The sequence below is a fragment of the Nereida sp. MMG025 genome, assembly GCF_021654165.1.
Classification (GTDB): Bacteria; Pseudomonadota; Alphaproteobacteria; order Rhodobacterales; family Rhodobacteraceae; genus Nereida.
This window is the reverse complement of record NZ_JAKFZN010000012.1, coordinates 1-20649: the sequence shown is the minus strand read 5'-3', so window position 1 is coordinate 20649 and position 20649 is coordinate 1. Positions and strand designations below refer to the sequence as shown.

The window sequence follows — 20649 nt, the reverse complement described above, 5'->3', positions numbered from 1 at the left end:
TTCGAGATTACGTGGTTGGCAGTATCAGGCCGCTATCTGCGGACGTCAGGAATGGGATGCTTGGTCAGCCACAGGGGAAAAATCGAGAGCTGATGGCGAACTGCATGCGCGGTGCTGGCTGCAAGAAGCGAAATATCAGATGCCTCTTACATCTTCACCACCTGGGACGCCCTATTTGCCATCGGGCACTCAACTCCAAAACACGCTTGATCAGTTTGCCCGCTACGGTGTTGTTTGTAACAATCCAAGGTCTCCCGCACGCCCGTGCTGGAATATTGGATTAGACGTTGTGTGCAGCCGACGAGGTGGACCTATCGCATTTTATCTTGGATTGTTACGCACCAATAACATCAGGGGCATCGTGCGCTGGCAGCCAATCCCTCAAGAAGCGGCTGCGGAGCTTGATCGTGCTATGCGTAATTTCGATGACTAGTTTAGAAAGGAAATCAGATGCAGGACCTATCAGAAGAAGACCGCGCATATCTGACCAGAATGATGGATTTGCCAGATGGTCTTGCTCTCGCGGCACACGACGGTTCTTCATCAGAGCTCTCGCCGTTGAACTACGAGACTGACAGGCTTCTGGAAATCATTGATCGCCAACTTCCAATTATTGCGACGCGCAGAAGGGAGAATAATAGTATCGGGATCGATATGGATATCGAAGTTGATGTAGGAGCAGAATACTCGTCAGGTGAACTTACGCTATTCAATGACCGGCGTGTGATTTTGTCCAAAGGCCTCACGCCGCGCCAGTTCTACCGGATCGTGTTGGCAATGCTCGACGCGTTCCCACAACCAAACAGGCCTTATGTTGTTCTTGGCGATATCGGTTTCGCATGGCTGCGCACGGACCTGCCCGAGGACGAGGCTGTCTTGCACATGATCACCCACGACGATGGCGTCCGCGCCACGCTTGGATTGCCAGCCTATGATCACAGTCAGTGGTGATTTGAATTTGTGTAAGGTAACGGATGGAGCATCAAATAGCCGTTCAGGACTTTGAGAATATTCTTGAAGCGTGGCTCGATGATAATCGCCAGAGAGGCGCGGGCTCGTTTTTGGCTCTAGATGGAAGCTGGCAATCAGATTTGGTAGAACTTGTGCGCAGCCAAGATGCCGGATGGCTCGCCGCAAACTGGCCCTTTGGCGCTACGACTACAACAACGTCAAACCGCACTCATCACTGGCAAACCAAACACCCGCAGAAGCGCGTCGAGCGCTTGAGCAATTTGAGGGCTCACCGCACGACGCGCTTGCCCAAAATAACGATGAGGAATATGAAATCCAAACCCGCAAACTCTCGTTATGAATGAGGGAGCCACGGGGGGCAGGTCAGCAAAAAACCCTGTCTTAGCCAACAACCTTATTTGAACCCATAGGCGCTCACGTCAGACAATTGGATGATTTCTTTCTTTAGGCTTGCTATTGGATAAGTGGCAGATGGGCCCCAAGACCTTCCATTTTGGATAGCCTGGGAAAGACCTAGGCGGATACGCCCTGGAGAAGGCGTGCAGTCTGGGCAGGCTTATTCTGCGCCACATCTCGCGGCCAAGTCACCAACACAATCGCGCACCCTTCAATATCGTGGCTTCCGATATCGGCCAACAGGTCTGATACAGTTGTCTTGATATGGCGTTCGGTCGATTTGGAAACATCAACACAGACATCAACCATGCTATGAGGCGGCAGACCCTGTTCTATCAGTCGCGACGCAATGCGACCTGCCTGCCGAACGGACATATAAAAAGCCGTTGTGGTGCCCGGTCCTGACATGCGGGTGCAATCAGGCAATGGATCTGATGCGCATCCCGTGCCCGTGGCCACAACAAATGTGTCAGCAACACCCCGTTCGGTCAAGCTTTGCTTTAATGACGCGCCTGCGGCCGATGCGGCAGTTACGCCGGGGACGATATCAATAGAAATTCCCGCAGCACGCGCCGCATCAAGTTCTTCGGTTGCCCGCCCAAAAATACAAGGGTCACCTGATTTCAGCCGGACAACCTTGCGCCCTTTGCGTGCCTCGGCAACGATCATTGCACTAATCTTGTCTTGTGGCAGGGCATGGGCCCCAACGTGCTTTCCAACGAAAACACGTTCAGCATCGCGGCGCGCCAGTTCCAGCACCTCTGGATCGACAAGACGATCATAATAGATCACGTCTGCTTCTTGTAACCTTTCAACAGCGCGTAGCGTCAGCAAATCACGCGCGCCCGGACCTGCACCAACAAGCGAGATATGACCATCTGCACGGTCATGCGGTGCGCGCCCCACCGCGATTGCATCCTTAATGATGCGGGCTGCTTTGCGTTCACTTCCACGCGTCCACTGGTCCCTTGCGCTGCCTTTGAAAACCCAAGCCCAAAACGCGCGGCGGTGCGCGCGGGGCACATTGTTTGTGACGCTTGGGCGAAGGCGACCTGCCAAAGCGGCCAGCCCACCGATGTTCAGCGGCAACATCTCTTCCAATTTGGTTTTGATGTCGCGTGTCAAAACCGGCGCAGTCCCTTCGCTGCCAATGGCAACCACAATGGGATCACGATCCACAATGGCGGGCGTGGTCATGTCACACAGCTCTGGCTGATCAACGACATTCACAATGCAACCGCAGGACTTGGCCAAGGCATGCGCAGCACCGTCAAACCCGGGGCACCCCGTGCCGATAAATACCATTGCTGCATCTTTGAACACATCAGTTTCAAGCGTTTCAAGGTGGCGTGCCGCTCCTTGATCCACAAGCGCCTGCAACTCATCTTCAAGCGCGGCAGCAACGATCACAAGATTTGCATCGGATTTCATCAAAAGCCGCACTTTTTGCGCTGCCTGCTCACCACCGCCTATAACAACGACGTTACGGTCGGTTGTGCGGATAAACATTGGAAAGGATTTCATGGCTTGTCCTTCTGGTTACGCAACAGATCGGTGCGAAAGATCGGTAGAATTAAGAGTGCTCAACGCCGCCGCAGTTGTCGCTTCGATTATGGCCGTCTCAAACGCATCAGGTGTCTGGGTCGCCCAGTTGTCATCCACCATCGTTTCCGAGCGATCAGACAGGCGTCGGGTCTCATCAACACGGCGTGCAATACGATCCTCCCACAACTGACCATTGCGCAATCCAAAGGCCGCGATTTCTTTGGCAGGATTGCACTCAAACTCACCACCACCGCCTTTGATGACCGTCAATCCCCCCCAACCCAGAAGCGCCGCAGCGTCGGCTTGAAGCAAACGGTAGGACGGATGGAAAACTCCCTGCACGCTCGCACGTGCCGCTGCAGGATTAAGCATGCGACAAACGGTGTTGATGCACGACCGAAGACCAAGAGTGTCGCGCAGACATAGCAAGCGAAACAAAGCAGAATGAAACTGCTCCAACGGCAAATAAGCAATTCCGTCCTTGGCCAAAAGCACCTCGATTTCATCACTGGTGGTCGCGATGCCAATTCCCAGATCGACAAGTCCTGCCCGCACTTTGGGATCGGCACCATTCCAGCCGTGCAACAAAACGCGGTGGCCGCGTTGCGCGACGTCTTTCGCTGAGCGCAAGAACCACGGCGCACCACGGGTGCGGCCCGCTGCGTAGCTTGGCCAATCAAGATCGACATGGGGCAGTTCGGGCAACGCGGCTTGTGCGGCCGCGGCAAAACCTGCAATTTCTTCGGCTGTTTCGCCCTTCATCCGCAACAACATCAAGATCGCGCCAACGGCTTCAGGTGCTGCATCGTCTTGCAACATCAGCGTCATCGCATCTTGCGCTTCGGTTAGGGTAAAAGACCGCGCACGGCCCTGCCCCCGACCAAGAATGCGCACATAGTCAGAAAGGCTCATTCCGCAGCCTCCTGCACGCGGGAACGTGACAGAAGTTGCGCCAATTCAGGGCGGCACGACCCGCAGTTTGTTCCAGCGCCCAACGCCGCACCAATTTGATCAACGCTCACCAGGCCCTCGGTTTCAATGGCTGTGACAATCGTGTTCACCCCGGTCCCAAAACACGAACACACAACAGGACCAGGATTGGGCATAGACGCGGGGCTTTGTCCGCTGAGCGGATCGGCCCCTTCTGTGTCGGGCAATGTCGCAAGGTAATCGCGCATGATTGCCACGGGTTCACGCGCAACAAACAAAGCCGCGATCAAAACGTCGCCATCGTAAAACGCAACCCGCGCCGTTCCGCGTGTCTGGTCAACAAAGCTCGAAACGGACGCGTTTGGTACGCCAAAAATATCGCGGCCCTCGGCCTCCCAATCTGCAACGGGATGCTTGCCAGCAAGTTCTGCACGAAACCCCTGCGCCGTCCGCGCAACCGACCAATAGGCACTTCTCAGCGCCATCGGTTCGCGCGAAACAGCAAAGCCATACCACGCGGCATCGTATCGCTGCGCTTCAACATAGCTGCCCTTACTGTCAGGCTGGCCCGAAATTGGATCGGTGTTCGGGGCAACCAGATCATCGATCCGCGCAGACGGGGCGGTTTCGCCAGTCCAATGAATTGGCGCGAAAAGCTGACCTTTTTGCACAGTATCACTGATCCGCGCACGCAGAATGGCTTTGCCATATGCGTTGGATATTGCGACCAAATCGGCACAAGCAATACCAAGTGCCGCCGCATCTGACGGGTGAATATCAACGAACGGTTCTGGCAAATGCGCCGACAGGTTTGCGGACAAAGACGTGCGGGTCATCGTGTGCCACTGGTCGCGCAAGCGGCCTGTGTTCAGGCGGAATGGAGCCGCATCATTTGGCGCTGCCACTTTGCAGGCCATAGGAACCAAACGGCCTTTACCATCTGCATGGAAAAATCTGCCATCGGCGAAAAAGCGGCCACCCTTGCGGGTTTCGGTGATTGGCCACCGCGCAGGCGCCATCGCATCATACGCCACATCACTCATACCGCTTAGCGCGGAAATATCGAAGTCGCGCCCAAACTTACCAGCGATCCGGGACAACGCGGCGTATTCGCGGAAAATCTCGGCTTCTGTCTGATAATCGAACGCCTGCTCAAAGCCCATGCGCCGTCCCACATCTGCCAGTATATCCCAGTCAGGTCGCGCCTGTCCGGGGGCAGGCAAAACTTTGCGCTGGCGACTGATCGTGCGGTCTGAATTCGTGACTGTTCCATCCTTTTCGGCCCAGGCTGTGGCAGGCAGCAAAACATCAGCCAGACGCGCGGTATCGGTGCGCGCTGTGACGTCACTGACAACCGTAAACGGACACGATGCAATCGCGGCACGGACCGCTTTAGCATCTGGCATGGAAACAGCGGGATTGGTGTGAATAATCCAAAGTGCTTTGATGCGCCCGTCGCCAACGGCTTGAAACATATCAACTGCCTTGAGGCCCTGCTGCGTGGCAACCGATGGTGCTTGCCAGAAATCGCCAACGGCGCTGCGGTGATCGGCGTTTTCCAGATCAAGGTGACACGCCAGCATGTTGGCCAGCCCCCCGACTTCGCGTCCACCCATCGCATTGGGCTGGCCTGTCACACTCAGTGGTCCGCACCCAGTGGTGCCAATGCGCCCTGTCGCCAGATGACAGTTCAGAATTGAATTCACGTTGTCGGTGCCAGACGTCGACTGATTTACGCCTTGGCTATAAATTGTCACAACACGTGGTGTATTGATCCAAAGATCATAAAACGTGTTGATATCAGACTGCGACAAACCTGTGCGTAAAGGATCGTCCGATGCAGCGACACAAAGTGTCTGATCCAGACCATCAAGGGTCTTTGCAAATGAACCATCCAGCGCGCCACGCGCGGCAATCTGCGTCAGCAGACCATTGAAAAGTGCCACATCGGTGCCCGGGGTCAAAGCCAGATGCAGATCAGCGCCATCACAACTGGCCGTGCGGCGCGGGTCGATCACGACAATCTTTGTGCCCCGTTTCTTTTTGGCCGCCAGCAAGCGTTGATACAAAACAGGGTGACACCAAGCCAGATTTGATCCCGTCAGAACAACAAGATCCGCCTCGTCAATATCCTCATAGCTGCCTGGCACGGTATCTGTGCCGAACGCCCGCTTATGCCCCGCAACCGAGGAGGCCATGCACAACCGTGAATTGGTATCGATATTGGCCGAGCCGATGAAACCTTTCATCAGCTTGTTGGCCACATAGTAATCTTCGGTCAGCAACTGGCCTGACACGTAAAAAGCCACGCTGTCAGGACCGTGGTCGCGAATGGTGTTCGAAAACGTCGTGGCCACACGGTCAAGCGCGGTATCCCAATCAGTCGCCTGACCGTTCACCTGTGGCGATAACAGCCGTTGTTCCAACCCGACGGTCTGCCCAAGGGCGGTGCCTTTTGAACACAGCCGCCCCTGATTTGCGGGATGATCCGGATCACCACGCACAGACAAACCGCCTACGCCGTCTGGCCTCAGCAAAACACCGCAGCCAACACCACAATACGGGCAAGTTGAGCGTGTTTCAGGGATGCCGCTGCCGTCCATCAGGCCGCACTCTGCGCAACAAGTTTTGCGCCATCAATCAAGATGCGATCGCCTTCAATGCGCACGGGGTAGGTTGCGATTTGACCATCCTCCCCATTTGCTTGGCCCGTATTCAGATCAAACACCCAGTTGTGCAACGGACAGGTGATGGATTGGCCGTGAATGATGCCTTCCGACAATGGGCCGCCTTTGTGCGGGCAAGTATCAGATGCCGCAAAAACCTCTGTTTCGCTTGTTCGAAAAAGCGCGACACACCCCAAAGCCGTTTTGATTTTGCGTGCCCCACGAAGCGGGATGTCATCAATGTGGCCTATATCAATCCAGTTCATTCTGCTGCCTCCAGTGTGAGGTTGGCCATAGGCTGATATTGCGCCGCCTTGGTTTGGACATGCTCGGCCCATGGGTCTTTTCGATAGATCGACTGGCTCAACTCAAACGCTTGGATCAGGCGTGCCCGTTCATCCAAATCGGCGATCCGCTCCTGCACCCAGTCCAGTCCGACCTTCGCAACCCACTTATAGGCACGATCCAGATACTTGGCGTTTTCGCGATAAAGCTGCACAAAGGCGATCGTGACATCTATTGCCTCTTGTTCACTGGTCACATCACACAAGCGTTCGGTTTCTTTGACGTCCATGCCAGCAGCACCCGCAACACTTACCTGATAGCCGCTATCGACGCAGATAATGCCGATATCCTTGCAAGTGGCTTCGGCACAGTTGCGTGGGCAGCCTGATACACCCAGTTTGACCTTATGCGGTGTCCACGACCCCCAAAGCGCTTGTTCCAGTTTGATCCCCAGACCCGTGCTGTCTTGCGTTCCAAACCGACAGTGATCTGTGCCGACACAGGTTTTCACCGTGCGCAGGCCTTTGGAATATGCATGGCCCGAAACCAGCCCCGCTTTGTTCAGATCAGCCCAAATCGCAGGAAGATCTTCGCCGCGCACACCTAATAAATCGATGCGTTGTCCACCTGTGACTTTCACGGTGGGAACGTTGTATTTATCAGCGGCATCAGCAATCGCGCGCAGCTCGGACGGGTTTGTTATTCCCCCCCACATGCGCGGCACGACACTAAAGGTTCCGTCCTTTTGAATGTTGGCGTGTTTGCGCTCGTTCACAAAGCGCGACTGCGGATCGTCTTGGTATTCAAGCGGCCAATCGGCAAGCAGGTAGAAGTTGACCGCAGGACGACAGACATGACAGCCATTGCGCGTTTTCCAACCAAGTTCCTGCCAAACCGCATCTTGTGATTTCAGCTCTTGGCTCTTGATCAGACGGCGCACATCCTCATGGGTCAGATCACAACAGGTGCAGATCGGCTGCGCCGTTGGCAGCTCAAACGCATCTCCCAGAGTAACCTGCAAGACCTGCTCTACCAGCCCTGTGCATGTCCCGCAGGACGCGCTGGCCTTTGTGGTGGCTTTGATCGCCGCCAAATCTGTCGCGCCATTTGCGATGGCGTCTGTGATGGTGCCTTTGCAAATGCCGTTGCAGCCGCAAATCTCCGCCTCAGGCGGCAATGCTGCAACGGCTGAGAGCGGGTCCGAGGTATCGCCCCCCTGATACGCGGGTCCGAAAATCAGAGTGTCGCGCATTTCATCAATCTCGGTGCCATCTTTGATCAACTGGAAAAACCAGTTTCCATCCGCCGTATCACCATACATCACAGCCCCGACCAGACGGTCTTCTTCAATCACAAGACGCTTGTAGATGCCTTTCGACGGATCGCGCAGCACAATGTCCTCGCGGCCTTCACCTTCGGCAAAATCACCCGCACTGAACAAATCACAGCCCGTTACCTTCAGCTTGGTGGCCACATCTTTGACAACGAACGCGTCTGCTTGGTCCAGCAGTGCGTGGGCCAAAACTTTGGCCTGATCATAAAGCGGGGCAACAAGGCCAAACAGGTTGCCGTCAAATTCAACACATTCACCCACGGCAAAGACATCAGGGTCCGATGTCTGCATCTGTGCGTTCACTTCAATGCCGCGCGCTACATCCAGTCCGGCATCTGTTGCAAGCCGCGTTTCAGGGCGGATACCAACGGCCATCACCACCAGATCAGCGGGAAGAGTTTCATCGCCTTCCAATAAAACGGCCTCTGCACGACCATCGCCAATGATGGCCTTGGTCGAGGCTTGGGTGCGGATGGTGATCCCACGCTTTTCCAGATCACGACGCAGCAGATATCCTGCCGCCTCATCCAGCTGGCGTTCCATCAGATGCCCCATCAAATGCACCACCGTCACGTCCATCCCGCGTTCGGCAAGCCCTGCCGCAGCCTCTAGCCCAAGCAAACCGCCACCAATCACGACAGCCCTTTTGCCTTCGCCTGCGGCATCGATCATCGCATTTGTATCGTCCAGATCGCGGTAGGTAATCACTCCGGGCAAGTCCTTGCCTGGCACCGGAATAATGAACGGGGCAGAGCCCGTGGCAATCACCAGCTTATCATAGGGCACATGGCCGTTTTGCCCCTCGACAACTTTCAATTCGGGGTCAATCGCAACCACATGCTCGCCGAAGCGGCAGGTCACGCCATGCTGTGCATACCAATCGTCATCGTGGGTCACGATGTCTTCATAGGTTTTTTCCCCGCACAAAACGGGTGACAACATGATGCGGTTATAGTTCCCGCGTGGTTCGGCGTTAAACAAGGTGATGTCGTAGGCGTCGGAATCCGTCTCAACCAATGTTTCGATCACACGGCCCGAAGCCATGCCTGCGCCGATAATAACAAGTTTCTGTGTCATGTCTTTCACTCCGCAGCCAAGGCCACACGGCCGGTTGGTTTGGGTTTAGGCTTTGCGCCGTGCTCATATTCCTCAAGGAAATCCAGCACATCTTGGCGGTATGTGTAGTAGTCAGGATGTTCGAGAAGCGCCTTGCGCGTGCGCGGCCTTGGCAAGTCAACGTTCACAATTTTGCCGATGGTGGCGCGTGGGCCGTTGGTCATCATCACAACACGGTCGGCCAGCAAAATCGCTTCGTCTACATCATGGGTCACACAAACTGCTGTAACTTTGGTGCGCGACCACACCTCCATCAGAACCTCTTGCAGTTCCCACCGCGTCAGGCTGTCCAGCATCCCGAACGGCTCGTCCAACAGCAAAAGTTTGGGCGACAACGCAAAGGCGCGGGCGATACCGACGCGCTGTTGCATCCCGTTCGACATCTCGCAGGCGGGTTTATCCATCGCATCAGCCAGACCGACACGTTCCAGATAATACTCTACTACGTCCTGACGTTCTTGGCGGGACGCACGGGGATAGACCTTGTCCACGCCAATGGCGCAGTTTTCACGCGCCGACAGCCACGGAAACAGGTTGGGCGATTGAAAAACAACGGCGCGTTCTGGATTGGCCCCTTCCACATGGCGCCTGTCCAGCTTGATCGCCCCTTTTGAAATTTCGTTCAGGCCAGCTGCCATTGTCAAAACAGTGGATTTACCGCAGCCCGAATGACCGATCAGGCTGATGAATTCGCCGCGATTGATCTTGAGGTCGAAATCCTCAACCACGGTCAATGGACCTTTCGGCGTTGGATAGACCTTGTGCAGTTGCGAAAATTCCAGAAACCGCTCGTCCACCATCCCCTTCTGGGCATCTGCAACAGCCGATGGCACACCGTGAATGGGCGTTACATTCGGCAAATCGCGCGCACCTTCGACCTTGGCGGCAATACCGACATCCATCAGGTATTTGGTCACATCGGCGCGAAGCCGTTTGAAATCATCATTGGTGTTCATCGCCATCCGGTCGCGTGGCCGCGGGATCGACACTGTAAACGTCTCGCCCAAGGTGCCATCGGGATTAAGGGCGATAATGCGATCCGCCAGAATAATGGCTTCGTCCACATCGTTCGTGATCAGAACACAGGTCTTTTTGTCCGCCTCCCAGATGTGTTCGATCTCGTCGGCCAGATTGGCGCGTGTCAGCGCATCCAGCGCCGACAGCGGCTCATCCAGCAGCAAAAGTTCGGGGTTCATGGCCAGGGCGCGGGCCACATTCACCCGTTGGCGCATGCCCCCCGACAATTCCGCAGGACGGCGCGAAGAGGCATGTGACAGGCCCACCATCTCAACATAGTGGGCGACCTTGGCGTCTTTTTGTTGCGCAGACAGCTCTGGAAATACCGTATCAACGGCCAGACGCACATTGCCCGCAACAGTCAGCCACGGCATCAACGAATAGCTTTGGAAGATCACCCCCCGTTCCGGGCTTGGTTCTTTGATCGGTGCGCCTTTGAAAGTCGCAGTCCCGGTGGTCGGGCTATCCAGCCCGGCCATCAGATTGATCAACGTGGTCTTGCCCGTGCCCGAAAAGCCAAGCAGCACAAGAAATTCACCCTCGGCAACATCAATCGAGATATCCTTGAGAACATCCGTGCGGTGGATGCCTGAACCGAAGCTTTTGGAAACGTTATCAAGTGTTAAAATACCCATGACGCGGTCCTTTCCCTGCGCAAGCGCTAGCGGTTGTTTGTGAAGGTAAAGAGCGACTGAAGGGCATACATCACACGGTCCAGCATGAACCCGATGATCCCGATCGTCAGAACCGCCACCATGATCTTGGCCAACGAAGAAGAGCTGCCGTTCTGGAATTCATCCCAGACAAATTTGCCCAAGCCCGGGTTCTGCGCCAGCATTTCAGCAGCAATCAGAACCATCCAGCCCACACCAAGCGACAGGCGCAAGCCCGTGAAGATCAGTGGCAAGGCCGAAGGCAAAACCAGTTTGGTGATCTTGGTATAGGTGTTCATTTTCAACACCTTCGATACGTTCACTAAATCCTTGTCGATGCTTGCAACACCAAGCGCGGTATTGATCAGCGTCGGCCAAAGCGAACACAGCGTGACCGTCACAGCCGACACCAGAAACGACTTGGCGAACATGCCATCGTTGGTGACATAGACCGCCGACACAACCATTGTGACAATCGGCAACCATGCCAAGGGCGAGACGGGTTTGAAAATCTGGATAATCGGGTTCAGCGCAGCATTCGCCGTGGGCGAAAGCCCCGCCATGATCCCAAGCGGAATTGCGACAACACTGGCAATCACAAAACCAAAGAACACCGTTTTGATCGAGGTCCAGATTTGCGCGTAGTAACTTGGCGCACCTGTGTAGGCACGCTCGACCGGCTCTTGCCCGTTTTCGATGCGTCGCTCATTCAGCGTGGCGACTTGCTCTTGAAAACGCGCACGGCTGGCTGCCTTGTCTTGCGCATCTTCGTGCAAATTCACAGCCTCTGCCCAAACCTGTGCAGGCCCCGGCACCGCACCAAGCGAAGTTTGCACTGTAGGCGCAAACGCAGCCCAAAGCGCCAAAAAGCCGACAATAGCCAAAAGCGGCACACCAAGCAGTCGCCAGATTTCAGACACCTGTGCCTTGGGATTGTCGCCTGCCGCCGCCCTCAGGATTGGCGTAATCCACGCCAGCCCCAGAACCTGAAACCATTTATCTGCGGCATTGATGCGGGTGAAGCGACGTTCGCGGCGGGCAGTGCGGGCGGCGTCATCCTCGAAATTCGGGTCTACCGTGGTCATGAACCTGTCTCCTGAAAATAGGGGGCGCGGGCAGACCTGCTGCCCGCGCAAGGGGGATTAGCCTTGGATTTTGTCACCGACGACAACCTGTTCACCCTTCAAGCCGATTGGCAGGCTTTCAAGGTAGGCATTGGGCGTGCGCCCATCATAAGGGATGCCATCAATGATATCGGCGGCAGGTGTCGGTGCTTTGTAGCCGTCGCTGTCAAATGGGAAGTCCGCGGCATCGGCCAGACCGTCATCCACAAGCGATTGTGCGGCTTGCAGATAGATATCGGGGCGATAAACGCTCTCGGCCACTTCTTTATACCACGTATCAGGCTGCGCCTCGGCAATTTGTCCCCAACGGCGCATCTGTGTCAGATACCAGATCGCATCTGAATAGAACGGGTAAGTGGCGTTGTAACGGAAGAACACGTTGAAATCTGGAATGTCGCGCACATCCCCTTTTTCAAACTCAAATGTCCCTGTCATCGAGTTGGCAATAACCTCGTAGTCGGCACCAACATATTCAGGACGCGACAGCATCTCGACCGCGGTTTCGCGGTTGGCGTTGTCGTTTTCATCCAGCCACATGGCCGCACGAATAAGGGCGCGTGTCAGGGCTTGGGTCGTGTTCGGGTTTTCCTCAACAAACTCGGCTGTCAGGCCGAAAACCTTTTCAGGGTTGTTCTTCCACAGCTGATAGTCGGTGATCACAGGCACACCAATACCTTTGAACACGGCCTGTTGGTTCCAAGGCTCACCCACAGCGTAGCCGCTGATCGTGCCGGCTTCCATAGTCGCAGGCATCTGGGGCGGCGGTGTCACCGACAACAGAACCTCTGCACCAATTTGGCCCGTGATGTTGTCTGGGCTGTAATAGCCAGGTTCGATCCCGCCAGCAGCCAGCCAATACCGCAATTCATAGTTATGGGTCGAAACGGGGAAAACCTGACCCATGTTGAACGGGCGGCCATTCGCGTTGAATTCTTCAATCACGGGAACCAGCGCTTCAGCCGAAATGGGGTGTTGCGGGCGGCCATCCTCCATCGATGGAATATTCGGGCGCATCAAATCCCAAACCTCGTTCGAAACGGTGATACCGTTGCCGTTCAAATCCATCGAAAATGGCGTCACGATATGCGCCTCGGTGCCATATCCGATCGTCGCTGCAAGCGGCTGGCCTGCCAGCATGTGTGCACCGTCCAACTGACCGTCGATCACACCGTCCAGCAACACCTTCCAGTTTGCTTGCGCTTCAAGCGTCACAAACAGGCCTTCGTCCAGAAAATATCCGTTTTCATATGCAACAGCCAGAGGCGCCATATCAGTCAGTTTGATAAAGCCGAAGGTCAGCTCGTCTTTTTCCAGATCCAAAAGGTCTGCAAAAGCAGGTGACGCCAATGCCGTTGTGGTCGCAAGCGATAGAAGAAGTTTTTTCATGATTATCCTCATGGGGTGAATGCCTTTGGGATGGGCAGCACAAGAAACGAAAAAAGGCCGATCACTTGCCTCCGGATTTTCCGGCGGAAAGTGAGCGACCTTGCTCAGATTATCCCTGACAGCGGGATGAAATTCTAAACGACCAGCGCCTTTGCTAGCCGTGATCCAAGATTGCCATATTCAGAAAGCCAGAGGGAAGGGATGAACGCGCTGCGCTGCAGCAAAACACGAGACGCCTATTTTTTGGGCGGAAATTTCGCCTCGGGGTCGAAAATCTGACCATCAAAGAAACCGTCAGGCTGCAAGGTGATCTGCCCATAAGCGCTCGCCACAGCCATCGAAGACAGAATCGCCCCCTCAACTTTGGCCGAAGCGCCAGGAAGATCACACCGCAGCTTGGCCAGATGCTCGCGGTGCAAGTCGGGCCGCACGATTTTGGCAATTTGCACGTCTGTCAAAGCCGCACCACCGTTTGCCATATGAAGTCTTTCCACGATCCATCTTGCTTGGCTCAGCCAGGGAAAGGTTGCCGCCCCGCTATGAAACTCCACAAAGCCATCAATTTGCCGGTGGTCACCCTCTTGCGTGATCGTCAGGTGCCCCGATAGGGCACGGTCAATCAGTTCGGCAGACACATCCAGATAGGCTTTACGCGACAGAAGATCACTGGCAGTTGCATGTGCCGCAGGATCAGACAGCCAGCGCCCCGCCTTCCAAACGGCCCGCATCAAGCGCCCCAGAAGATCGGGTTCTGTCTCGGCCCAGTTTGTGCGCACGGCCAGTGTTTTTTCAGGAGCAAAAGACCAGATTGCCTTGCCGGGTAACAAAAGGGCCCCCGCCCCTGTCTCAACCGAAACAGAGCCCCAGGGCTCGCCCACACAAAACGCATCAACCTCGCCTGCCGCAAGCGCTTGGGCCATCAAAGGGGGTGGCACCGTGCGAATGGTAATCCCGTGTTTTTGCAAGGCAGACCCATCCGCCCAATAGCGCAGCAATTCAACATGCATCGAAAAAGGAAATGGCACCCCGAACGAGATTGGCCCATCGCTCACCTGCACCAAGGCTTCTGCCGCGGCAATCGGATCGTGAAAATCAAAACTGAAGCCCAACGCGTCCAGCTTGGCTTTCAACTCTGTGCCCACGCCAATCACATTGCCATTGATCGAAAGGTTGGACACCGAAGAAATCTCGGTCGCCACGCCGCCCAATCCCATCCCCATCGCCAGCGGAACGGGCGACAACATATGTGCCGCATCAACGCGCCCAAAGGCCAACATGTCACGCACAGACGACCATGATGGCGCCGCGATCAAATCCAACGCTATTCCCTCGGCTGCCGCAAATCCCATCTCTTGGGCCAGTATCAAGGGCGCCGCATCCACCAGCGGCATATAGGCAACGGGAATGCTAACGTAATTCATCCCAACAATCCCGCAGCCGTCACCAAGGCCTCTGCAACGTCAGGCACGCGTCGGCCCTGATCCATCGCAGCCTTGCGCAGCAGTGCATAGGCAGCTTCCTCGTCAATGCCCTTGGCCTTCATCAACAATCCCTTGGCGCGGTCGATGACCTTGCGCTCTTCCAACGCACGCCGTGTCTCTGCCAATTCATCGCGCATTTGGCGCACCATGGAAAACCGCGCAATCGCAGTGTCCATCACGGGCTTAAGCCTTTGCACCGACAGGCCATCAACAACATAGGCCGACACCCCCGCCTCAATCGCGGCTTCGGCCATGCCGTCAGAATTCCCCGAAACAAACATCGCAACCGGCCGGTCAAGCGGACCTGATGCCAGCGTTAACTCTTCCATCATGTCACGTGTGGGATTGTTGATGTCGATCAGCACAATATCAGGCTGGTGCGCTGCAATCTGGCGCGCCAATCCACTGCGATCTGCGATCACCACAACATCGCAAACGCAGGCATCTTTCAGCGCATCAACGATCGAGATCGCCCGATCACGGTCATCTTCAACGACAACAATTTTCAAATCCGCAGACATGCACCTGACCTGATGATCGCACCAAAGATACTCAAGCAAAAAGAGCGCGCCGCCATCTTGTTGGGGAATTTCTGTGACCGACAGCCGCCTTTTGCACAAGATTTATGCAGTTTGAAAACACGCAGCGACACCTGCAATGATCTAGGCCTCAAACATCCTGCATCACGCGCCTGCCAATATCGTCCAGCATCTCGTCAAGACTGACAGGCAATTCCATCTGCGTCAGCTTGCCGTCCAACAGCAAAAACGAAAGCCCATGAACAAAGCTCCACAGTTGGAAGGCTCGTTTTTCATCAATCTCTTCAATGACATCACTACCACGGTATCGCGCAACCTCGGCCTTGACCGCACCAAACATATTTTCGCCTTGCTGCACCAAAGCATCGTCTTCGTTGTGATCTTTGGACAAACCGAACATCAACCGAAACACCGCAGGCTCGGACAAAGCAAAGCGAATGTAGACACGCCCAAGCGCTGATATGCGATCAAGGCTTTGTGGCGGCAGGCCATCCAACTCCTCAATCAATTGGTCATGCTGGCGGCGCATTCCACCCAGTGCCACAGCACGCACCAGATCGTCCTTATCTTTGAAGTGTTTGTAAGGCGCAGCCGAAGACACGCCAGCAAGCCGAGACGCTTCTGCCACCGAAAAATGATCAGGGCCTTTTTGTTCAATCAGTTGGCGTGTCGCTTCAATCAGCTGCGTGCGCAAATCACCGTGGTGATACCGCTCGCGCGGGGCGTCTTTTTTCAAATCATTCATGATCCAATTCGTTTCAAACTTCGTAACCCTTGTCAAAGTAATAGGTTCTAACATATGTAAGAGATGCTAACTTTAAAGGGCTAACCATGACCGATCTGCAAAAACCGACTTTCCTGAAACGCGCAAGGCGCACGGTGTTCAACATCTCTTTGACCGGTTTGGTTGTCGTTCTGGCAGGTGCAGCGGTTGTGGGGGGATCAAACCTTCTGGCCCAACGCGCCGATGCCAGCGCCGAAGCAGAAATCGCAAACCTTATCCCCGTCAGCGTCACCCCTATCACCTTGCAAGACGGCTATAGTCTAGCACGCCAATTCGTCGGACAGATCGAATCCGCCGCCAGCGTTCCGCTGTCATTTGAATTGGGCGGCAGGCTGTCAGACCTTTTGGTCGAAGAAGGCCAGACAATCAAAGCAGGCCAACTGATCGCGCGCCTTGATACGGCCCTGCTCAAGGCCGAACAGGAGCGCCTGATAGCATCACGCGCTGCGCTGACCGCACAACTGGATTTGGCACAGTCACGGCTTGCCCGCGCCACAGCCCTGCGCAAAGATGGCTTTGCCAGTGTTGAGGCCGTGGACCAAGCGACGGCAACACGCGACGAACTGATCAGCCGCACCCAAGAGGTGGACGCAGCCCTCAGCACGGTCGCCATCAATTTGGAAAAATCGGAATTATTCGCGCCTTTCGATGGCCGCATCGGAATGCGCAACGTAGATGGCGGTGAAACACTTGCCGCAGGCGCACCCATTTTGACGTTGATTGAAACAACAGCACCGCAGGTGCGTGTCGGGTTGCCCTTGTCGATTGACATCGCCGCCTTGCAATCGCCCGAAATCGTGGTGCAGGGCCGCACGTACGACGCGGTCCTTCTGCGCGTGCGCCCCGATATTGATCCCGTCACGCGCACACAAACTGCAATCTTTTCGCTGAACTCCGATGATGCCCCCGCCTTTGGTCAGACCGCAACCGTGGTTGTCACGACGCCCGTGGATCAGGTGGGCACATGGTTGCCACTCGATGCCATGCAACAAGGCGTGGGGGGGTACTGGACGGTTCTGACCGTCGATGACAACACCGTACGCCAGGCCAGCGTCGAGGTTTTGCACGCCGAAGCAACCCGCGCCTTCGTGCGTGGCACCTTTCAAGACGGTGCCCGGATGATCGCAACAGGTGCACATCGCGTGGTGCCGGGACAACGCGTGCGGGTAGTGGAATAGTCTGATGATCACCCTGCCCTTTCGTCAGCCCCGCATCGTTGCACTTATTCTTTTGGTCCTGATCTCGGCGGGCGTGTCATCGCTTTTGTCGATTGGCCGCCAAGAAGATCCGACAATCACCAATCTGTTTGCCTCCGTCACCACCACCTTTCCGGGCGCCGACCCTGCACGCGTCGAAGCCCTCGTGACGGCTGAAATCGAAGAACAGCTGCGTGAGATCGCTGAAGTCGATGTCATCACTTCCATCTCGCGAACAGGCGTTTCGGTCGTCAATATCGACCTGATTGAAACGCTCGAAGGTCCCGCCATCGAACAGGTCTGGTCCGAAGCCCGCGACGCTGTTGAAGACGCCCGCCGCAACTTTCCCGCAGGTGTTCTGGCGCCCGACTTCAATGCCGAAGGCATCTCTGCCTACTCCGCCGTCGTCGCCGTCACCGCAGACCACAACAACGTCCCGATCACCTTGGCGCACGCCTATGCCGAAGCCCTGTCCGATCGCCTGCGCGCGATACCCCAAACCCGTGCCGTGGATCTCTTTGGCGAGCCCGAGGAAGAGGTGCTGGTCGAAATCGATCCGCAAGCCACCGCAGCTCTGGGCCTGACCGCCGCCGAAATATCGGCCCGCATCGCCGCCGCCGACGGTAAAGTTCAGGCAGGCCGCCTTGATGGGGCCGAAACGGGGCTCACCATCAACGTCTCTGGCGAAATTGCCGCCCTCAGTCGCTTGGGCCAAGTCGTCGTCCGCGAAGGCGCACAAGGGGCCACAGTAACGGTTGCCGATATCGCCCAAATCACGCGCGGCCCCCGCGATCCCGCCACAGAACTGGCCTACGCCAACGGTCGTCCGGCCGTGCTTGTCGGCGTGTTGGCCCAAGACGGGGTCCAGATCGACCGCTGGATGAACTTTGTGCGCGCCGAATTGAAAGATGGCGCCGCCCTCGTGCCCCAAGGCCTGTCCGAAGAGCTGATCTTTGATCAATCAACCTACACTGCGGACCGACTGGCAGAGGTTGGCACCAATATGGCCATCGGGGTCGCCCTTGTTGTCGCCGTTCTGCTGATCAGCCTCGGGGTGCGTGCCGCACTCATCGTTGCACTTGTTTTGCCCGTGGTCTCTCTGGCCACACTCGCCACCATGAATTTCATCGGCTTGCCCATTCACCAAATGTCTGTGACAGGGCTGATCGTCGCCCTTGGCCTGCTGGTGGATGCGGCCATTGTAATGGTAGATGAGGTCCGCCAAAGACTTGCCCGTGGCTTGACGCGCGAAAACGCCGTGGGCGACGCCATCAAACGGCTGGCTGGCCCCTTGCTGGCCTCAACCATTACCACCGCTCTGTCCTTCACCCCGATGATCTTGCTGCCTGGCCCTGCAGGTGACTTTGTCGGCTCCATCGCCATCGCGGTGGTGATCATGCTGTTGTGGTCTGTCTTTGTGGCGCTGACCGTGACACCCGCTTTTGCGGGCTGGTTCATCAAATCGGGTGGGCGCGGCGGGATTACCATTCCGTTTGTCGGCACAGCCTTCACCGCCTCAATCAGATGGTCGGTCAACAATCCGTTCAAATCCATCGCCGTGGCACTGATCTTGCCGGTAACGGGCTTTCTGGCCTTCCCGACCCTGACCGCCCAATTCTTTCCAGGCGTGGACCGCGATCAATTCTACCTCGAAGTGCAAATGCCACCCGGAACAGCCATCGACGAAACCGCTGAAACAGCCCGCGCTATCGACGCACAGCTTCTGGCGCTTGAAGGCGTTGATCAGGTCTATTGGTCCGTCGGGCAATCTGGCCCCGCCTTCTATTACAACATCACAGGCGGACGCGCTCAGGAACCCGCCTTCGCCGTTGCGATGATCAAAACGCACACGGCCGAAGATGCCGCACGTCTGGTGCCGTTGCTGCAAGATGAATTGGACCAAAGCTATCCCAAAGCCAGCATCATTGTGCGCGGCCTTGTCCAAGGGCCGCCCGTTGCAGCGCCTGTCGAAATACGGCTTGTCGGCCCAGACCTGACCGTGCTGCGCGACTACGGCGATCAGGCACGCGCGCTGATGGCCGATGTGCCTGTCATCACCCATGTGCGGACCGAAGTTTCGGGCGGTGCCCCGCAGCTTCGCTTCAATGTCGATGAAACCGCCGCACGATTGTTGGGCATGAACATCACCGATATCGCCGCACAACTTGAACATGGTATGGTCGGCGTCACAGGCGGCAGCCTGGTAGAAGGCACCGATCAACTGCCTGTCCGCGTGCGCTTTGACCGTGACGCCTATACCGAAATCAGCACGCTATCCGATCTTCCTGTCGTGTTGCCGGGGGCTGCAGCCATTTCGGCACAAGGCGATTTTCCCGCAGTGCCCCTGTCGGAATTGGCCACCCCTGTGCTGGAGCCTTCCGAAAGCGTCATCACCCGCCGCAATGGTGAGCGGATAAACACCGTGCAAGCTTTCATCGTGCCATCCGTGCTGCCCGAAGAAGCCTTGCAAGACGTGCTTGCCGCGTTTGAGCAGGCAGACTTTGACGTGCCTGCAGGATACCGTATTGAACTGGGCGGTGACAGTGACGAACGCGCAAACACCGTGGGCAATCTGTTGGCCTCAATCGGTCTGATCGTGACGCTGACCATTGCAACCATCGCGCTGACCTTCAATTCCTTCCGTTTGACAGGGGTGGCCCTTGTCGTCTGTGTGCTGTCCGCAGGTCTGTCGATGTTGTCGCTGGCGGTGATGCAATACCCATTCGGGATCAATGCAATCATCGGCGTGATCGGATCTATTGGGGTGTCGATCAATGCAGCCATCATTATCCTGACAGGTCTGCAATCTGATCCAAAGGCCGCGGCGGGCGACACCGAGGCAATGGCACAGGTGGTTAGCCGATCAAGCCGCCACATCATATCCACGACCATAACCACCTTTGGCGGCTTCTTACCGCTCATCATGGAAGGCGGTGGGTTCTGGCCACCCTTCGCAGTGGCCATCGCAGGGGGCGTGCTGTTGTCCGCGGTTGTGTCGTTTTACTTCACGCCACCCATGTTCCGGTTGGTGCATCGCAAACGCTCTACCGCAATGGCGGTTGAAACGAAAAACAATGCTCCCCTTCGGCTCGCGGCGGAATGATGTTTGTATGTCTGGAATATGCCTTCGCAGCGCCAAAGTGTCTGACGCATTGCCATACCGTGAGCAGACGCTAGGCCATACGCCCTGTCCGACGGGTTTTTCGGCTGGATTTGGTGGTGTGCC

General features: G+C 56.2%; 15 protein-coding genes and 1 pseudogene. 5 read left to right on the top strand and 11 right to left on the bottom strand.

The genetic code is table 11. From position 1 onward, the window contains the following. The 3 genes and pseudogenes from L1065_RS15100 to L1065_RS15090 form a co-directional block, all read left to right on the top strand. Window positions 1-433, top strand: a 433-nt coding sequence (locus L1065_RS15100) for a hypothetical protein (protein WP_237096340.1), incomplete at its 5' end; no start/stop codon positions are given. 17 nt (window positions 434-450) lie between these two features. Beyond that, on the top strand, window positions 451-951 hold the full coding sequence (locus L1065_RS15095; protein WP_237096339.1) for a hypothetical protein: 501 nt from the start codon (window positions 451-453) through the stop codon (window positions 949-951). 175 nt (window positions 952-1126) lie between these two features. Beyond that, window positions 1127-1312 (top strand): annotated as a pseudogene (locus L1065_RS15090) (integrase core domain-containing protein); the annotation flags it as partial. Window positions 1313-1485: 173 nt separating this feature from the next. On the opposite strand, the gene cysG reads toward L1065_RS15090, so the two are convergent. From cysG to L1065_RS15035, 11 genes are all read right to left on the bottom strand, one after another. Further along, window positions 1486-2892: a siroheme synthase CysG gene (gene cysG, locus L1065_RS15085; protein WP_237096338.1), complete on the bottom strand. Its 1407-nt coding sequence runs from the start codon at window positions 2890-2892 to the stop codon at window positions 1486-1488. A gap of 15 nt (window positions 2893-2907) precedes the next feature. Continuing rightward, on the bottom strand, window positions 2908-3825 hold the full coding sequence (locus L1065_RS15080) for a glycosyl transferase family protein (RefSeq protein ID WP_237096337.1): 918 nt from the start codon (window positions 3823-3825) through the stop codon (window positions 2908-2910). After that, window positions 3822-6446, bottom strand: a complete 2625-nt coding sequence (locus tag L1065_RS15075; protein WP_237096336.1) for a nitrate reductase — start codon at window positions 6444-6446, stop codon at window positions 3822-3824. Before L1065_RS15075 ends, L1065_RS15080 begins: the two co-directional genes overlap by 4 nt. Beyond that, the gene (gene nirD, locus L1065_RS15070) at window positions 6446-6775 is read right to left on the bottom strand and encodes a nitrite reductase small subunit NirD (RefSeq protein WP_237096335.1); all 330 of its coding nucleotides are present in this window, start codon (window positions 6773-6775) and stop codon (window positions 6446-6448) included. Before nirD ends, L1065_RS15075 begins: the two co-directional genes overlap by 1 nt. Beyond that, a complete protein-coding gene (gene nirB / locus L1065_RS15065) occupies window positions 6772-9204 on the bottom strand; it encodes a nitrite reductase large subunit NirB (protein WP_237096334.1) in 2433 nt (810 codons plus the stop codon). Before nirB ends, nirD begins: the two co-directional genes overlap by 4 nt. 5 nt (window positions 9205-9209) lie before the next feature. Beyond that, window positions 9210-10895, bottom strand: coding sequence for an ABC transporter ATP-binding protein (locus L1065_RS15060; protein WP_237096333.1), 1686 nt, complete (start codon window positions 10893-10895; stop codon window positions 9210-9212). Between the two features lie 26 nt (window positions 10896-10921). Beyond that, window positions 10922-11998, bottom strand: coding sequence for an ABC transporter permease (locus L1065_RS15055; protein ID WP_237096332.1), 1077 nt, complete (start codon window positions 11996-11998; stop codon window positions 10922-10924). Window positions 11999-12055: 57 nt separating this feature from the next. Then, on the bottom strand, window positions 12056-13423 hold the full coding sequence (locus tag L1065_RS15050) for a CmpA/NrtA family ABC transporter substrate-binding protein (RefSeq protein WP_237096331.1): 1368 nt from the start codon (window positions 13421-13423) through the stop codon (window positions 12056-12058). A 236-nt stretch (window positions 13424-13659) separates the two neighbouring features. Then, a complete protein-coding gene (locus tag L1065_RS15045) occupies window positions 13660-14844 on the bottom strand; it encodes an ABC transporter substrate-binding protein (RefSeq protein ID WP_237096330.1) in 1185 nt (394 codons plus the stop codon). Continuing rightward, the gene (locus L1065_RS15040) at window positions 14841-15425 is read right to left on the bottom strand and encodes an ANTAR domain-containing response regulator (RefSeq protein WP_237096329.1); all 585 of its coding nucleotides are present in this window, start codon (window positions 15423-15425) and stop codon (window positions 14841-14843) included. The genes L1065_RS15045 and L1065_RS15040 overlap by 4 nt, the downstream gene beginning before the upstream one ends. Window positions 15426-15573: 148 nt before the next feature. After that, the gene (locus L1065_RS15035) at window positions 15574-16188 is read right to left on the bottom strand and encodes a TetR/AcrR family transcriptional regulator (protein WP_237096328.1); all 615 of its coding nucleotides are present in this window, start codon (window positions 16186-16188) and stop codon (window positions 15574-15576) included. Between the two features lie 86 nt (window positions 16189-16274). On the opposite strand from L1065_RS15035, the gene L1065_RS15030 reads away from it, so the two are divergent. Both L1065_RS15030 and L1065_RS15025 read left to right on the top strand, forming a co-directional pair. Further along, window positions 16275-17405, top strand: coding sequence for an efflux RND transporter periplasmic adaptor subunit (locus L1065_RS15030; protein ID WP_237096327.1), 1131 nt, complete (start codon window positions 16275-16277; stop codon window positions 17403-17405). A gap of 4 nt (window positions 17406-17409) precedes the next feature. Beyond that, window positions 17410-20526: an efflux RND transporter permease subunit gene (locus L1065_RS15025; protein WP_237096326.1), complete on the top strand. Its 3117-nt coding sequence runs from the start codon at window positions 17410-17412 to the stop codon at window positions 20524-20526. Window positions 20527-20649: the final 123 nt, after the last annotated feature.